The organism is Peribacillus sp. ACCC06369 (genome assembly GCF_030348945.1).
Classification (GTDB): Bacteria; Bacillota; Bacilli; order Bacillales; family DSM-1321; genus Peribacillus.
Window position 1 is genome coordinate 1,837,481 of record NZ_JAUCEN010000002.1, and the last position, 17,049, is coordinate 1,854,529.

16 protein-coding genes and 1 pseudogene are annotated in these 17,049 nt (G+C 35.8%); 9 read left to right on the forward strand and 8 right to left on the reverse strand.

The annotated features are described in order from the left end of the window. The first annotated feature begins 30 nt into the window (after positions 1–30). Together blaOXA and QUF78_RS09840 are read left to right on the forward strand one after the other, a co-directional pair. Positions 31–837, forward strand: coding sequence for a class D beta-lactamase (gene blaOXA, locus QUF78_RS09835; protein WP_289324500.1), 807 nt, complete (start codon positions 31–33; stop codon positions 835–837). A gap of 321 nt (positions 838–1,158) precedes the next feature. Beyond that, complete coding sequence (locus tag QUF78_RS09840; protein WP_289324501.1) at positions 1,159–1,905, forward strand: TerC family protein; 747 nt, start codon at positions 1,159–1,161, stop codon at positions 1,903–1,905. A 248-nt stretch (positions 1,906–2,153) separates the two neighbouring features. Here the strand turns inward: QUF78_RS09840 and QUF78_RS09845 are convergent, their stop codons facing one another. Both QUF78_RS09845 and QUF78_RS09850 read right to left on the reverse strand, forming a co-directional pair. Continuing rightward, complete coding sequence (locus QUF78_RS09845; protein WP_289324502.1) at positions 2,154–2,624, reverse strand: LuxR C-terminal-related transcriptional regulator; 471 nt, start codon at positions 2,622–2,624, stop codon at positions 2,154–2,156. Continuing rightward, positions 2,566–3,294 carry a hypothetical protein gene (locus QUF78_RS09850; protein ID WP_289324503.1) on the reverse strand — a complete coding sequence of 243 codons (729 nt, stop codon included), beginning with the start codon at positions 3,292–3,294 and terminating at the stop codon, positions 2,566–2,568. Before QUF78_RS09850 ends, QUF78_RS09845 begins: the two co-directional genes overlap by 59 nt. Before the next feature lie 290 nt (positions 3,295–3,584). Here QUF78_RS09850 and QUF78_RS09855 point away from each other — a divergent pair, with 290 nt between their 5' ends. The 5 genes from QUF78_RS09855 (at position 3,585) to QUF78_RS09875 (ending at position 7,761) form a co-directional block, all read left to right on the forward strand. Further along, on the forward strand, positions 3,585–4,328 hold the full coding sequence (locus QUF78_RS09855) for an SDR family NAD(P)-dependent oxidoreductase (RefSeq protein WP_289327282.1): 744 nt from the start codon (positions 3,585–3,587) through the stop codon (positions 4,326–4,328). A gap of 355 nt (positions 4,329–4,683) precedes the next feature. After that, the gene (locus QUF78_RS09860; RefSeq protein WP_289324504.1) at positions 4,684–5,115 is read left to right on the forward strand and encodes a CBS domain-containing protein; all 432 of its coding nucleotides are present in this window, start codon (positions 4,684–4,686) and stop codon (positions 5,113–5,115) included. Between the two features lie 256 nt (positions 5,116–5,371). Next, positions 5,372–5,548: a small acid-soluble spore protein H gene (locus QUF78_RS09865; protein ID WP_289316964.1), complete on the forward strand. Its 177-nt coding sequence runs from the start codon at positions 5,372–5,374 to the stop codon at positions 5,546–5,548. A 644-nt stretch (positions 5,549–6,192) separates the two neighbouring features. Further along, positions 6,193–6,579: an SMU1112c/YaeR family gloxylase I-like metalloprotein gene (gene gloA2, locus QUF78_RS09870; RefSeq protein ID WP_289324505.1), complete on the forward strand. Its 387-nt coding sequence runs from the start codon at positions 6,193–6,195 to the stop codon at positions 6,577–6,579. A gap of 294 nt (positions 6,580–6,873) precedes the next feature. Next, the gene (locus QUF78_RS09875; protein WP_289324506.1) at positions 6,874–7,761 is read left to right on the forward strand and encodes a DMT family transporter; all 888 of its coding nucleotides are present in this window, start codon (positions 6,874–6,876) and stop codon (positions 7,759–7,761) included. Between the two features lie 93 nt (positions 7,762–7,854). On the opposite strand, the gene QUF78_RS09880 is transcribed toward QUF78_RS09875, so the two are convergent. Beyond that, positions 7,855–8,541, reverse strand: coding sequence for an ArsR/SmtB family transcription factor (locus QUF78_RS09880; RefSeq protein WP_289324507.1), 687 nt, complete (start codon positions 8,539–8,541; stop codon positions 7,855–7,857). A gap of 861 nt (positions 8,542–9,402) precedes the next feature. Between QUF78_RS09880 and QUF78_RS09885 the strand changes: the two are divergent. Next, positions 9,403–9,673: pseudogene (locus QUF78_RS09885) on the forward strand (IS110 family transposase); the annotation flags it as partial. A 194-nt stretch (positions 9,674–9,867) separates the two neighbouring features. Further along, the gene (locus QUF78_RS09890; protein ID WP_289324508.1) at positions 9,868–10,632 is read left to right on the forward strand and encodes a hypothetical protein; all 765 of its coding nucleotides are present in this window, start codon (positions 9,868–9,870) and stop codon (positions 10,630–10,632) included. Between the two features lie 402 nt (positions 10,633–11,034). Here the strand turns inward: QUF78_RS09890 and QUF78_RS09895 are convergent, their stop codons facing one another. The 5 genes from QUF78_RS09895 to QUF78_RS09915 all read right to left on the reverse strand — a co-directional run bounded on the left by QUF78_RS09895 (position 11,035) and on the right by QUF78_RS09915 (position 16,833). Beyond that, the gene (locus tag QUF78_RS09895) at positions 11,035–12,708 is read right to left on the reverse strand and encodes a glycoside hydrolase family 13 protein (protein WP_289316959.1); all 1,674 of its coding nucleotides are present in this window, start codon (positions 12,706–12,708) and stop codon (positions 11,035–11,037) included. 52 nt (positions 12,709–12,760) lie between these two features. Continuing rightward, entirely contained in the window at positions 12,761–13,582 is an 822-nt protein-coding gene (locus QUF78_RS09900) for a carbohydrate ABC transporter permease (RefSeq protein ID WP_063234577.1), read from the reverse strand. Next, on the reverse strand, positions 13,582–14,415 hold the full coding sequence (locus tag QUF78_RS09905; RefSeq protein ID WP_230162282.1) for a carbohydrate ABC transporter permease: 834 nt from the start codon (positions 14,413–14,415) through the stop codon (positions 13,582–13,584). The genes QUF78_RS09900 and QUF78_RS09905 overlap by 1 nt, the downstream gene beginning before the upstream one ends. Before the next feature lie 46 nt (positions 14,416–14,461). Next, the gene (locus QUF78_RS09910; RefSeq protein ID WP_289324509.1) at positions 14,462–15,691 is read right to left on the reverse strand and encodes an ABC transporter substrate-binding protein; all 1,230 of its coding nucleotides are present in this window, start codon (positions 15,689–15,691) and stop codon (positions 14,462–14,464) included. A gap of 149 nt (positions 15,692–15,840) precedes the next feature. Next, a complete protein-coding gene (locus QUF78_RS09915; RefSeq protein WP_289316957.1) occupies positions 15,841–16,833 on the reverse strand; it encodes a LacI family DNA-binding transcriptional regulator in 993 nt (330 codons plus the stop codon). Positions 16,834–17,049 lie beyond the last annotated feature (216 nt).

A 17,049-nucleotide genomic window follows, 5' to 3' on the forward strand; every position in this document is an offset into this window, starting at 1 on the left:
ATTGTAAAAATGAATTCGGGGGTGATTAATATGAAAAAACTTAAGGTCTTGACAGTCCTTTTAATACTTATTGGTGCAGCCGTTCTGTTTACATGCTTGCAACAACCAAGTGGAGCCAATGCTGCCAAGGTTAACCTAAACATTAAGAAGCTTGACGTCGATGAATTTTTTGCTGAACGCGACGGAACTTTCATAATACGTGAAATGAAAAAAGGCAGGACTTTCATCCATAATAATGATCGAGCTGAACAAAGGTTTGCGCCGCAATCGACATTTAAGGTGCCTAATGCACTCATCGGATTACAGGTAGGGGCTGTTGAAGATGAATATGATATTAAATATTGGGACGGAATGAAACGGGAAATTGAGGTTTGGAACCAGGATCATACGCTTGGGTCTGGTCTAAGGAACTCCGTTGTTTGGTACTATCAAGCCATGGCCCGTGACATTGGAAAGAGTCGAATGGAGGAGTGGGTTCATAAGATTTCATATGGCAACCAAGATATTAGTGGAGGAATCGATCAGTTTTGGCTAAGTAGTTCACTCGAAATTTCACCCATTGAACAAGCGGATTTTATGGAAAATTTATATACAGAGAAACTTCCTTTTGATAAGGATGTCATGAAAACCGTAAAACGGATGATGATCCAATCTGAAGGGGACAACTATACGCTTTACGGGAAAACAGGACAGGGGTCAAACATTGGCTGGTATGTTGGCTTTATTGAAACAAAGGATCGTGACTATGTCTTTGTAACGAATATCTCCGGTACTTCAGCAGACGCTAAAAACATCACAATGGACATTTTAAAGAAATATCATTTAATGGAAGAGTAGGTAGGGACTAATACCTCATTTGGTAATTCAACCGAGGTGATGCTTACCAAACTTAATGAAATATTTTGGATTAGTCAAATTGAAAATTTAAATCCCAATCTTTTTCAATGGGAACTAAGTTTAAGCATAAAAGAATATAGTATAGAGTTAACGGATGCTTTACTTCAATAAGGGAGTTGCTTCGGCAGCTCTTTTTCTTATGGAGCTAATGGGACGGAAGTGTTGAATAAGGAAGTTGATACATGGGACAATATTGGAGAGAAAGTGTTGGAGGGTTTGAAGATAATTACACATACTTAAAAATGCTTATAGGGGGGTATTATGGAACTATCGTTATTATTGGAATATGGCTGGGTTTTAATTATTTTAATTTTTTTAGAAGGTTTATTATCTGCTGATAATGCATTGGTTTTAGCCATTATGTCAAAGCATTTACCAAAAGAACAGCAAAAAAAAGCGATCAATATTGGATTGCTATTGGCATTTATTTTTAGGATTGGTGCCATCTTTATTATTTCGTACCTGTTCCATGTTTGGCAAGTTCAGGCAATCGGGGCTGCTTATTTAATTTTCATCTCATTGAAACATTTATTAAAAAGGGACCACGGGGAAAAAGATAAAAAAGTGACAAGCTACCGAATGACTGTTGCGCAAATTGCATTAGCTGATATTGCCTTTGCCATCGATTCCATTTTAGCTGCAGTCGCTCTTGTCATTGCCTTACCAGATACACCAATGGGTGATATAGGAGGTATGGATGGGGCTAAATTCATCGTTATTTTATTAGGAGCAATTGCAGGCTTAATCGTCATCCGGTTTGCAGCAGGATACTTCGTTAAGATATTGACAGAACGGCCTAGCCTCGAAACGGCAGCCATGTTAATCGTTGGTTGGGTAGGGGTTAAGTTATTAATGCATACTCTTGCGCATCCATCCGTGCACATTATTTCTCACGAGTTTGTTGAAGGACCCATTTGGAATATAATCTTTTGGACAGTCATGCTTCTTATTGCTGTAGGCGGATGGTTTTTATCTGGAAAAACAGAAAAAAAAGGTGAAGGTAAATAAAGATATTCAATTGTAATGAATGAAAATTTCAAAAGATTAAAGACCGATGTAAAAATTCGGTCTTTATTTTAATTTTTGAGCTAAAAAGTTTTGGCGGTAGATTGACCTTTTTTACATTATGAAGCAAAGAAAATTTGACCCTTTGCAATTACAAGGAAAATACAAACGATAGTTGTATTCAGTTTTTCAAGTCCAGTAACTGTATGTAACAGACCTATTTGATGAAGAACTAATAAAAAATGCCGATATTACTTTAATAGACCTAAGCGAAATCCATAAACGACTACTTGTGTACGGTTTTTTGCTTTGAACTTTGTCATTAAGCTGCTTACATAATCTCTAACGGTATGCTCGCTTAATTGCAATAATTCGGCCATTTTTTTATTGTTATATCCCTCTGCCAGCAAATTCAGGATCATGGATTCCCTTTCCGTCAATTGTATGTCGGTACCAAATGAAACCTCATCATCCTTCCTTGATAAATATAAACCTAGCCGTTTTCCGACCTGATCAAGTAAAGTCAGTTCATCTATTGAATAATCGAATTCCTCTCCTAATTGATCAAAGGTCAGCCAACCGAACACTTGCTGTTCATGAACAATGGGTACAAAAATGACCGATGAAAGATTAAATAACTGTATATGTTCCTCTTTGATGTAATTATGGGGATCCTTTAAATATACCGGTTTTTTGGAATTGAACACCATGGATTGCTTCAAGCTGAGTTGGCCCCCTCATGCTTTGATCCTTTGGCAATTCCGATCCAATGGTCCCGTACAATTGATTGGACCAAGGAATATAAGCATAAAAAACACATCTTTTATAGTTAAAGAATTCTTCACATTTTTTTAGGATAAAAGCAAAATCTTTAAATCCTGCTGAGTTAATCAGAAGTTCATCTAATTGGTCCAGTAGCTGCAGTCTTTTAAGTTCTGCATTTTCTTGAATGGTTTTAGAATGCTGCCCAGGTTCGTCATCCACCCATTTGTTATAGCTATGGATAAGATGAGAGAAAATGGATAATAAGAACATAAGAATGGATATGGTTTGGGCATGTTTCAGGTTTACCATTAAGGTAACGATGGCCTTTTCAAAGATTAATCGGAACATACTAAAATGATTCACATTTAAAATGGGTAAATGTGATTGCAGCCATGTGTCCAAATGCTTTTCGTAAGTGTCTCTTATGTCCTCGATGTTTGGAGCCGATAAAAATAGTAAAAATGAGTCCAGTAATGATTGTATCATCTTACGTTCAGGTTCTAATATGAAGGGTTCTAGATTTAAATAAATATTGATATTTTCTTCAATCTGTTTGTTATGACTTTTTATGAATAATATGAATTGCCGAAACGGTATTTCTTCATATGCATGTATAGGTTGAGCCATGCGAATTCCTTCTCCTTAAAACAAAATGCCCCTATAAAAGGGGGAAGCTTACCCTATTATTATACAGCACTTTATAGGATAGTATTTCAAATTGTGAGGAGTAGAATAAAGGTATGAACATACAATGAAGCTTTTTATTGGCCTTTCCATTTCTTAAGGATTGCTTATTGTAGTCAGCTTTCATTGAATGGTATATGAATCATCGTCTAGGGAGAACCTCTAGGGATGAGGATTTCAGGTTCTCGAGGAATCTGTAGCATAGAAAAAAGTAAAGGAGATCTGGGTATATGATGAGACTTGAAAATAAAGTGGCGATCGTAACAGGGGGAGCAAGTGGGATTGGAGCCAGTACGGTTCAATTATTTGCAGAAGAAGGCGCAAAGGTGGTCATTGCAGATTTTGCAGATCATGGACAAGCTGTATCAGATGAATTAAATGGAAAAGGGTATGATACTCTTTTTGTTAAAACCGATGTGACGAATGAAAATGACATTAAGAATATGATCGAAGAAACGGTTAACAAATATGGAAAACTGGATATCATGTTTGCAAATGCAGGGATTGCAAGAGACGGAAACATACATGAGTTAAGCTATGAGCAATGGCAAAGAACAATTGATATTAATTTATCCGGTGTCTTCCTATCTGATAAATATGCGATAGAGCAAATGCGGAAACAATCCACTGGCGGTGCCATTGTCAATACAGGCTCCATCCATAGCCATGCTGGGAAGCCGGAGGTGACAGCTTATTCTGCAGCAAAAGGCGGGGTTAAGCTTTTAACACAAACGTTAGGATCGACTTATGCGAAAGATGGCATTCGTGTCAATGCAGTTTGCCCAGGATATATTGATACACCACTTATTGCGGAAGCGCAAGGTGAGATACGACAAGGATTGATCGATTTACATCCAATCGGCCGTTTAGGCAGAGCGGAAGAAGTGGCTAAGGCTGTTCTCTTCCTTGCAAGTGATGATGCATCATTTGTAACAGGCACAAGCCTTATTGTAGACGGCGGATATACGGCAGTATAAAGCTTTTACACCCAAGGATTAATCGGTGGTTCTCAATCGGTACATTTCGTTTGATGTACTAGTTACATTTATTTTAGAGCTTTTTCCGTAAGATGAGCATTCAAACGGAAGGGCTCTTTTTTACATTTAATCCCTTAAAATTCCTTCCACTACGTTACAGTCAGCCATTTACTGTTGACAGGCGTTTTTGTATTTCCTTTACGATAATAGGACTATATTATATTGATCCATAGAGTGTTTATGCCGCGAATGTTGTTTTACAATGAGGTACTTTTCAAGTAGTAGGAATAACTTAAAAAAAACAGTGAAAAATATCATAGTCGATAAAAATTATTGATAAAGGCGGATGATAAACATGACAACGGTACGTGACATTATGACCAAAGATGTGAAGGTATGTGCACCACATGATTCTGTAACAGCAGCAGCAAGTATTATGCGAGATATCAATTGTGGTTCCGTTCCAGTATGTGAAGGTAAGAAAGTCATAGGCATGATTACAGATCGTGATATTATTTTGAATTGTGTGGCAGACGGTAAAGATTGCAATACTTCTCATTGCCATGATTCTATGACTTCGAATGTAATCAGTTGTGATCCGGATACAGATGCACACGAATGTGCCCGTATGATGGCCGATCATCAAATCCGTCGTATTCCTATTGTAGAAAATGATGAAATTGTTGGTATTTGTGCTATTGGTGATCTTGTAACAGTGGATATTCATGTTAATGAAGCTGGTGAAGCGTTAAGTCACATTTCTGAATCTACTCATTTAGAACATTAAATCGATGCAAAAAATGAATGCATGAGCGGTCTAGGGTTTTACCCAATCTGATGCATGAGAAAACCAATTAAAGTTGAGAAAGTTCATCTTTAACGGTCCGGATGATTTTCCTTTATTCGATTGAGAAACGGGTACAGTCAGAAACATAGGGTTCTTAAAGTATATTTTGATTTGTTTCCTGGCTCCAATGATAAAAATAATGAAAGAATTGTAAATAAACATTATAAAAATTCCAAATCAAAAGGAGGTCAATATAATGAACAAACAACGAGCAAAAGAGATTGCGGCTTCACCAGTTATGGCTAATGTAACCCACAATGAGGTTCCAATCTATATTCAAAATGTGGATGAAAATAATGAAACAGCTAGAATCTATCCTCTTGATGAACCAGAGAATGAACAAGAGGTCCCTTTATCCAATTTAAAAGAATAAGCCGTCAAGTGAGAGCGTGTTACTTGGGTCACTGGTTTGTCGTAATTGAATGTATAAAAACCCCTTGAGACCAAGGGGTTTTTATCATGGATGCAAAGGTCCTAAATATCGTAGGCTTCAACTTCTTAACCTAGGGCATGAATCCAACATGCTACTTTAAAGGGCATTCCTTCTTCACGTTCTATCCTAAAACTCTCGTAATCTCTTGTTGTGGTGAATGATTTCATCCGTCGTTTTCTTTTTTTGCGACAATCCCGAATGGCTTATGTAACAGCCATATTCAATGACTATCGTAGCCTGCTTGCACCTCTTTTGATAATTCGATTTAAAGTCTTTTGAATGTACCAGAAACATCTAAATACTGAACTCTAAAGCACTCAGGAAATACCTTATCCAAAACTGCTTGGGATTTTAGTTTAGTTTGTACAAATATGCATGCTGCTGCCTTATAATGTTACGTAGGTTTAGAGCTAGATCCATCGCCTATTTCATTCATGTAGTATCGCACCTTGCTTTTTAAACGAGATCTAGTCACAACAAATTTTTACAAGTAGGGGCGAACTGATTAGTTGACGGGAATCATATCCCATAGGTGCGGACGCTACGTTAACCTACTAACCAAAGTCATTTTAGGGAGGAAGAAAATGAAACTAAAAAAAATACATCATGTAGCGATAATTTGTTCCGATTATGAAAAATCAAAAAACTTCTATGTGAACATTTTAGGGTGTGAAATCGTGCAGGAGACATATCGGGCAGAAAGGAAGTCGTATAAATTGGATCTAATGGTCGGAGGGGAATATCAGCTGGAATTGTTCTCATTTCCTGAAAGTCCCAATCGTCTAAGTTATCCAGAAGCAAAAGGGCTAAGACATCTTGCTTTTGAAGTTGAAGATATTAATCAAGCTGTTAAAGATTTGGAAAAAGAAAACATTCCGGTCGAACCTATCCGTGTTGATGAGTTAACAGGAAAAAGATTTACTTTTTTTTGTGATCCGGATGATTTGCCTCTTGAGATATATGAAAAGTGAGTAGGAATTACAAGCTTAGCTAGGATGATGAGTGAACTTTAAGGCATGAAGTCTGATGGGAGAGGTGATGGTTCGGGAATTGAGGTAAACTTTATTTTTTTTAGTTGATTTCAATAGATGAATACGATGATTTAAAGAAGTTAGTTATGCCAATTAAACTATGAAGGTTCCCTATGATATGTCGATACTATTAAATTTATCTCCACTTGCATTCCATATTTCGATGATAGCTGAAATAATCACCAGCTATAATAGCTATAGATCGGTCATTTAAATATGTCAGGAGATAAAAAAATGAATGTTTTCAAATTTACACTGTTGATACTTTTAACGACATTTTTAATGGGTTCTTCTTTTGCGGTAGTTAAAATTGGTCTACCTTATTCATCGCCATTATTATTAGCAGCATTACGCTTCACACTTGCTGGATTCATAATGGCGATGATCGTATTCTTTTTAAGAAGACCGCATCCAAACTCTAAAGGGGATTGGATAAAAATGCTTATTATCGGCACTTTTCAAACAGCCGGAGTAATGGGGTGCATTTTCCTGAGTTTACGCACTATTACAGCAAGTGAATCCTCAATTCTTACTTTCACGAACCCGTTACTCGTTGTTGTATTCGGTACAATTTTTTCACAAACACGCTATAAACTATATCAATGGATTGGAGTATTATTAGGATTAGTGGGAGTAATTATTACGATGGGAGCGCAACTTGAATTTAAGATTGGCATTCTTTTCGGCATTCTTTCTGCTATTTTCTGGGCCATTTCCACTTTATTGGCGAAAAAATGGGGAGCGATTTTCGATACATGGGTTTTATCTGCCTATCAGATGCTTTTTGGTGGTTTACTGCTTTTACTTGGCAGCTTTACTCTTGAAAAACCATTTTTCATAATTAGTGGAAATTCGTTATTCATTTTATTATGGTTAAGTATCATGTCATCGATTGTGCAATTTGCAGTTTGGTATTACCTTTTACAAAAGAGTGATCCAGGAAAAACGAGTGCCTTTTTATTTTTGGCACCTTTCTTCGGTGTATTATCAGGATGGGCACTATTAGGTGAAAAGATATACACTTCACTCCTAATTGGCGGACTGTTTATTATCATAGGCATCTATCTTGTAAATGGCCAGTTCCAAAAGGAAAATAAATTAGTTAAAAGGGCTTTAGAGTAATCGTAGGATTGTTCTAAGCTGCAAAGGACAGAAATCCCCTCATGGTGAAAAAGAAAGAGCCCCTTTTCTATCCACTAATGAGGGATTATCAAATTATACCTCTATACAAAAAACTTCTTTAAATCCTTCTTTCCCTTCAGGTGTTACTTTTACTGCGCGAATAGATGGAACACGGACTATCCAGCCTAAATCAAAAAAATGTGTAAGGAGTCCATTTCCTAAGGCTCCACCAAGATGATGATGACGTTCACTCCAGTCTAAACATGAATGGGAAAATGAACGGCGTTTTCTTCTTAAATCAAGTAAATCGATGCCGAATTCAGAAAAAAAATAGTCTCCTTTGGGTGTAACTGCAAATTCTCTCTCTTCTTTTTTCAAATATCCGGCTTTCAACATCGATTCAGTTAGATCGACTCCTAGTTTTCCGGCCAAATGATCATAGCAAGTTCTGGCTTCCTGAAGCATTTTAACTTGTCTTGATTGTTTTAACGACCGAACTTCAGGTGGTGGGGAAATGGCAAGAAATGATTCTAAAATGCGCGCAATTTCTCCATTTGCTAGCTGATAGTAACGATGTCGTCCGTGTTTTTCAACATTAACAAGGTTACCTTCCACTAATTTTGAGAGGTGAAAGCTGGCGGTTTGCGGTGTTATTACAGCCATCAATGCTAATTCACCTGCCGTATGAAAACGTCCGTCCAGTAAACTTGTAAGTATTGTTGCACGTGACGTTTCCCCAAGGAGGGAGGCTACCTCCGCCATATTTGGATTTATACTCAAGATAGTTACCAACCTTTCCGCCCGATATTTAGATATAGGTATAGTTTGTCAGAAGCTTAACACTTAGTAATTAGCCCTATAAATATGTAAGCTTATTTTTCTATTATACAGTACCGCTGCCCTGGTGATATTCTGTATATTCACGATTCCCCTGAAAAAGGATATTGGACCCTGCAATAAAAGTGGATATCGTTTATTGCGTATTTTTTCGGTGTGTATACGCAGAAAGATGATGACAGATAAAAGGGTTCCAAATCGCAGTGCAGGGAGAAATCATAGATTTTAAAAGATTTGACCTTTCCGTGTAGCCTTAAACCCTGGGCACTCCAGTTTGAATTTCACTTCAACGAAAAGCTTGGACGGGTAATTATATAGATGCTATCAGTGCAGCTAACTCCTTAAAGATGTTTCAAATGAATTTCTGTAAAATCACCATCTCATTTAGGCACTACCGCTTTAACGTTCAGGTTGTGATTAAGTAATTTCTTTGAAAATGTTCAGATGTCCTTGAATGGATTGCTTTCCAATCCATTACCCTAATCAAATCATAATCCGGATGGGTTTTAGAATAGCCATTCAATGCGTTCCGCATTTTTACTTCAGCACCCAACAGGTCCACTTTATCAGAGTAGGACTTCTTTTAATTTTCAGAAACATAAAAAGGGCTGTTAGTGAATCTATTAAGTCCTGTACATATTTATAGAAAGCTTTATAAGATATTAAAAAGGAGGTACAAGCAATGAAATAAGAAATAATTAACGCGGAAAATAACCGTTTCCGCTTATTAACAGGTACATTACCTGATAAAGAAACGGCCGAAATAATGGCTGAAGCTCTGAAAGTTCTTTAAGGATGGATATGGTCATTTTAGAATCTACAGGGCATTACCATTCTCCCGTTATTCAATATCTGGAGGAACAAGGGATTCTATAACTTACTAAATCCGATTATTTCTTATCAGGCAAAGAAGTCCAGTTTACGAAAGGTAAAAACAGACGCAATCGATGCGTACCAGTTGTGTGTACTGTATTACAAAGGTGAACCTCATAAAATTAGAGGAATTCAGCTTTTAGTCCTTCATAATTTGTTAAGACAACAGGAAATCATAACGAATATGCATGTGGAAGCTAAACAGAAGAAAGACTGTCTATCCTTTGGATAAGCTTTTTTTAATGAAGTATATTCTTTGTAAACTAGGCATACATTCTTACATGTTCACTAACAGTAAACGTTCCTTAATAGTCTTGTGAATAGATTAGATTGAATAGATACCGGTGAATAGTCCCTTTTTCGAATTTAGTAGTCAAATAGGAGGGAAAGAAGAGTATGAAAATATCAGACGTAGGATTTAAAGGTCAAGTTTTTGGATTTATAAAGTTCACACCTTTTGTTGAAAGTTTCTTGTCTGGAGATTTATATATGAACAATTTCAAAAAGTATATTGATATGGAAAGTGCTTCGGGAGAAAAAGGTGTAGGAGACAAATTTGAAGCTTCACATGTTTTTACGGAATTAACAATGAATTTCTTTACTCAAGATACCGATGAATTAATAATGTCGGGGCGAACTAAAAAGATGAATTTTAGAAAAAATATAAATGAAAAAAGACCATTATATTGTATGTTTGCAATTGTCGGCGATATGTTAAAAGTGGTTATGGAGGATGAAAAGTATTACTATACCAAATTTGATTTACCTAAAGAACAAATCGATAAAATGATCAGCGAGTTCGGAGATAGATTAATTTTTGTTACCCCATCGCAATTTATTGACAGACTTACTAAAACACTCAATGAAAAAGGGTATGCTTACAGAGGTGGGTTGGTAAAATATGATGATTATAACATCAATTCCACAGCTAGGATGAGATCTTATAAAAATCAAGGGACAGATATTTATTTTTGGAAAGATAAATACTTTGAAAATCAATATGAATATCGCATAGTTCTCACAGATCAAGAAGTTGATGATGCTTTAATTGTGAACGTAGGTGATATTTCAGACATTAGTACTATATTTAATGCCAATGAATTTTTCAGTGATAAATTTGAAATAAGATTACGAAAGAAAGGAAATCTAAGCATCCATTAAATTGGGTGCTTTTATTCGTAGGAGGGAAAAAGATGTTGAACTTTTTAAAGAATGGAATAGAAGAGTTAAAATAACCGCAAAGTCTAGGATTATTGCATCCACATGGTTAAGGCAAAAAACATGAATTATAATAACTCATTTAAATTCACTAGTATTGTTATCGGTAATTTAAAACGAAAAAAAAGAAAAACTTACCTAATGGGTAAGTTTTTTGGATATAAAGTTATTTTTTATTCCTATACACATGCCTTTTTAATCTGAAAGTATCCGTATATCTAGTTTTAGAATATTAATTGTAAGTCCTCGCACACGAACCTTACGATGCATATGCTTAAAAAGAATAGGTTCATCAAAAGGTGAACTCTGCATAAAGTCAAAAACGATCGAGGTTACTTTTTTTCGTTACTTTGAGAGATAAACGCGCGCTTCATAAGGTTTTAATGTATTAGAAGAAATTTCATCACTGTTTTGATCCGCGTAGTTATTGATTAGCAGTTGTCTAGCTTCACAACTAATGTGTTCTGGTAATTCAAAGTAGGCTGCTTCCCCTGTAAAGTTGCAAATAACAAGTAATGTTTCGTTATCTAAAGTACGTATATACGCATAAATTTGCTCATTTTCTTTTAAAATAAGATCATATGCACCGTACACAATTACGTCATATTTTTTTCTTAACTTAATTAGTTTTTGATAGTAGTAAAAGATAGAATTCGAGTCTTCTAATGATTGTTTCACATTAATTTCTCTATAGTTTGGGTTTACTTTTAACCAAGGAGTACTTGTTGTAAAACCAGCATTTTTACTATCGTCCCATTGCATAGGAGTTCTAGCGTTATCACGGCCTTTAATATAAATGGATTCCATTACTTTAGCTTTATCCTCTTGACCCTCTATAACTTTTTCACGGTACATATTCAGAATCTCAATATCCTTATAATCATCAAGACCAAATTTAACATTTGTCATACCTATTTCCTCACCTTGATAAATATAAGGCGTTCCCTGCATCATATGAAGGAATGTTCCAAGCATTTTTGCGGATTCTACTCGGTAAGATGTATCATTGCCAAAGCGAGAGACCATTCTTGGTTGATCATGGTTGTTTAAATAAAGGCTATTCCATCCTTTTCCTTCCAATCCTTTCTGCCATTTTGTCATGCATTCTTTAAGATCGTCCAGCTTTAAAGGCTTTACATCCCATTTTCCGCCTGGTCCTGAGTCTAAATCCATATGTTCGAATGTGAAAATCATATTTAGTTCAGTACCTTCACTATTCGCATACTTAGTGGCATCTTCAACGGATGCCCCAGGACATTCGCCGACTGTCATCATGTCATATTTCGAAAGTACCTCACGATTCATCTCTTGTAGATACTCATGCACACGAGGACCATTCATAAAGAAATCGCCACCCCAGTCGTATCGCTTTCCGCCTGGAGTGCTGGGCAATCCTTCCGCTTTGGAAATGAGGTTAATCACATCCATTCGAAAACCATCAATGCCCTTATCAAGCCACCATATCATCATGTCATGAATTTCTTTTCTTACTGTAGGGTTTGCCCAATTTAAATCAGGCTGTTTTTTGCTAAACAGATGAAGATAGTATTCATCTGTTTCTTTATCATATTGCCAAGCTGGACCACTAAAAACTGATGTCCAATTGTTTGGCTCTTTTCCATCTTTGCCGGGGCGCCAAATATAGTAGTCTCTGTACGGATCATCTTTTGATGATCGGGATTCAATGAACCATTTATGTTCATCTGATGAGTGATTAACAACTAGATCCATCATTAATTTCATATTGCGTGAATGTAATCCTTCCAAAAGTTCATCCCAGTCATTCAGGGTACCAAACTCATCCATAATGTCTTGATAGTCACTAATATCATAGCCATTATCATCGTTTGGAGATTTGAAAACAGGTGATAGCCAAACGACATTAACTCCTAATTCATTTAAATAATCAAGTTTTGAAATAATTCCACGTAAATCTCCAATTCCGTCCCCATTACTATCCATGAAACTCCGAGGATAAATTTGATAAACAACACTTTCTTTCCACCATTTTTTCTCCAATTTCATCTTCCTTTCACTTCTAATTTGTTTCTTAATCAGTCTCATATTCCCCTTATTTAACAGCACCTTTTGTCACACCACTAATAATCCATTTTTGAGCTATGATATAAACAAGGACCATAGGGGAGAGTGCCATTAAATAGGAGGCAAATGCTAAGTTATAATTTGTTGTAAACTGTGACTGGAATACATATTGAACAAGCGGCAATGTCATCGAATCACGATCACTTAAAATTACAAGTGGTAACATAAAATCATTCCATGCCCACAAACATGTTAAAATTCCGACTGTTGCGTTTATTGGGCTTAATAATGGAAAAATAACTTTCCAAAATACTGTCCAAATACTTGCTCCATCTACATAAGCTGCTTCTTCTAATGACTTGGGAATCGAACGTATATAGCCCACATAAATAAAAATATTAAAAGCCAAACCGTATACAATATACAGAAAGATAAGTCCTGTCATATTATTTAATCCGAATAGGCTAGTTTGCTTTACAACAGGCAACATAATGATCGGAAAAGGTACAAACATCGCACTAACAAAATAGTAATAAAGCAACTTAAAGAATCGTCTATGCATATTCCGTGCAATGGCATAAGCCACCATCGAATTTGTCAGTAATGTAAGAGCAACTGTAAAAACTGTAACGATAAAGCTATTTTTAATAGATTGAAAAAAATTCGTCAGGCGAATGGCTTCAGCGAAGTTTTCCCATCTTAATGTATGAGGCAGAGACAAAAGGGATTTACTCATTTCATCTGGTGACTTGAATGCTGTCACGACTGTTAGGTAGAGGGGAAATAAGATAACCAGTGAGCAAAAAATTAGCAGTATGGTTATAGGCCAATTTACTTTTTTACTTTCCATTACATATCCACCTCACGTTTTTGAAGGAATTTAATTTGCAGGATTGATATAACCACAATTAAAATAAAGTAGATCACAGAATTTGCTGCCTGATAAGCGAACTCCCCCCCTGAGAAGCCCCCTTTATATATCAATACCGAAATGGCTTCCGTGGATTGACCTGGACCTCCATTTGTCATTGCAATAATATGGTCAAATACCATCAAAAAGTTTTTCATCGCAAGCACCATATTTATGGTGAAGAAAGATGCAATAAGTGGAAATGTAATGTGTTTAAAACTTTTCCATTTTCCCGCACCATCTAAACTAGCAGCTTCATACAATTCAGTTGGAATCGTTTGTAATCCTGCTAAATAGAGAATGGTATTAAATGCAACGGCTTGCCATACAGCCACAATCACAATTCCAACCCATGCTAAATCTGGGTTACCAAGAATATTTTGTGTTAAAGATGTGATGCCCAACTTTTCAGCAATTTGAGGGATAAAAAATGCAAATAAATAATTAAAGATAAACCCAACGATTAATACGCTTAGAATATTCGGCACGAAAAACACAGCTCTAAGTGTATTTTGAAATTTAATCTTTGCATTAAGTCCTATGGCAATTGCCAAACTAATGATATTTACGAGTAAAGTGGAAACAATGGCAAATTTAAATGTAAAGCCATAGGAAGCCAAAATACGTTGGTCTTGGAATAAATTCACATAGTTTTTTAAGCCAACAAAATTAAAATCCCCATACCCTTTATAATTTGTAAAACTATAAATCATTCCTTGAAAAACTGGAACTGTATGAAATACAAAAAATATTAAAAATGCTGGAAGCACCATCCAGTAATAGGCTTTGGATTGTTTAACCACTCGTTTTTCCCCCTTGTTATTCTCTCGCTTTGACTTTATTCCACTCATCATCCAGTTTTGAAAGGAACGGTTTGACTTCTCCTTTAATTAGAAAATCCTGTACTAAATTGGCTGCTTGCATACTAGCAGGGAAATAGTGTTCCGGAAAACTAGTGATTTTTTGTTGTACAAAATAAGGGTTTAACTCTTTTAAAGCTTCATCATTTTGTAAAACATTTTTAACTGCAGAAAAACTGTTTTGTTCTTTAATGTAATACTGTGAATTTTCCTTTTCTAATAAAAAATGAATAAACATTAACGCTTCTTTTTTATGTGGTGTATCTTTTGACATCGTTAATACAGTATCTACACCTGATACGAGTTTGTTTTGAGATGAATCATTGGATGCAGGTAAGGGAAAGGAACCGAGTTTTATATTTGGGTTAATTGCTTTAATTGATGAGATTGCCCAGCTTCCTTGGATATACATAACTGATTCACCATTTGCAAACGCCCGATTGCCTGCATTATAGTCACGGCCAAAATTATCCTTATGACCATAATCGAGCAATGTAAGCATTTTTACTAAAGTTTCCTTGTAATGCTCTGTAAAAGTTGTTTTATTGGAATTGCGATCCTGGATAAAGTTGTCACCTTGCAAGTTTCCTGCTAATGCATTAAATGAGACCATTGCAGTCCAAGCATCTTTATACGTAAAATAAAAAGGTAATTCTCCTTGTTTTTGAATCCGTTTTGAAACGTTAATTAGCTCATCCCATGTTTTGGGAACTTGTAACCCTAACTCTTTAAATTTATCCTTGTTATATAAAAGCATATTTGCATTCGTCGCAAAGGGAATTCCATTATCCTCATTATTCGTTCTACCTAATAAATTAAGCATATTAACATAGTCTGGTATAACTTTATTGATGGCTGAATCCCTTGAAAAATCATGAAATAATCCTTCTTCTGCAATATCGCCATACGTAGCATTGCCTCCGATCGCTAAAAGGTCTGGTACATCTTCTTTCACCAATCTCGTCCGTAATACCGTCTCGGAATCAGGAACGTTATTCTGTTCAATATCAATATTGGGGTGCAATTTTTCAAACCTTTCAATTAAATGATCAAATGTCGCAACAGCTTCCGGCTTATTTTGAAAAAATTCAATATGGATTTTTTCATCAGCTGTTGTTTGATTAGTACATCCTGTAAGTAAACTGGCTATAAATGCTGTAGTACAGAGGTAACGCCACTTATTCTTCATATACGTATCTCCCGTCTGAAAATTTCGTCTATTTTATGCATAAGTAAACGTTTACTCTAATGGAATCATCAATGATAGTAAACGTTTACGTAAGGCCTTTTATAATTGGAGTGATAATAGTGTAATCACCCCAACTTGTAACATAACCTTTATTCGCTATATGAATGGACTGTATCACGCTCAGCAATATGATGAGGATAAAGCTGGTTTATTTTTAAAGATGGATCCAATAAAAGTTGAATGGAATCTTTACCCATCTTATATAAGGGCTGCGCTACCGTCGTAAGTGGGGGAATGGCCTTCTCAGCTGTAGCTGTATTATCGTATCCTATAATGGATATACTTTCCGGTACTCTAATTCCTTTTTTATATAAAAGTGATAAGGCTCCTACAGCCATTTCATCGCTTGCACAAAATACAGCTCTTACTTTTGGGTAACTTTTCAATAAATCGTCCATCCCCTTAATACCACTCTTGAAAGAAAAATCTCCATACGTGATCATTTCATTGGTCACTGTTATTCCCACGTGATTTAATGCGTCTGTAAAGCCTTTTACACGTGGAGTTGTCGAAATGATATCGCTTTTTGTTCCTGCAATCATTCCAATATGTGAATGCCCTTTTTCTACTAAATAGGTCGTGGCATCGTAAGCAGCTTGATAATCATCTACTTTAATAAAGGGAAGGGGATAGTCTGATTGTGTTGCCACTAATACAACCGGTACATTGTTTGTTTCAATCGCTTTATAGTAATCTAGCGTGATAAATTCACTGACGATAATAATTCCATCCACCCGTTTTTCATACAATGCCTGCAAGTAGTTGATCGTTCGTTTACCATCATGATTGGTTTTACATATCATTACACTGTAACCAAACTCATGAGCTTGTTCCTCAATTCCGGCTAAAACCTCACTTGCAAATAAATCAGAAACATTGGGAACAAGTACACCTATCGTTTTTGTTTTGCGATTAATTAAACCTCTTGCAACGGCATTAGGTTGATAACCAAGTTCTTTGATTACCTTTTTTACTCGTTGTTGTGTTTCATCCGAGTAGCCAGGCAAATTATTTAAAATACGAGAAACAGTCGCAACGGATACATTTGCTTGCTTTGCTACATCTTTAATGGTAATCGACATGTTTCACCAACTTTCTACGTAAACGTTTTCTAAAAAACCTTAACATATAAATAAAGCGTTTTCAATACAATTTATTTCAAAATTTGAATATTCTAACTTTCGTCAAACGACTTGTTTCATATGTAAACATTTAATCCGTTAATTTCACGATTATGTGAATGAAAAATATATGAAGCATATATTTTGAAAAAAGGGTTAATAGAGGTGGATGTAGAT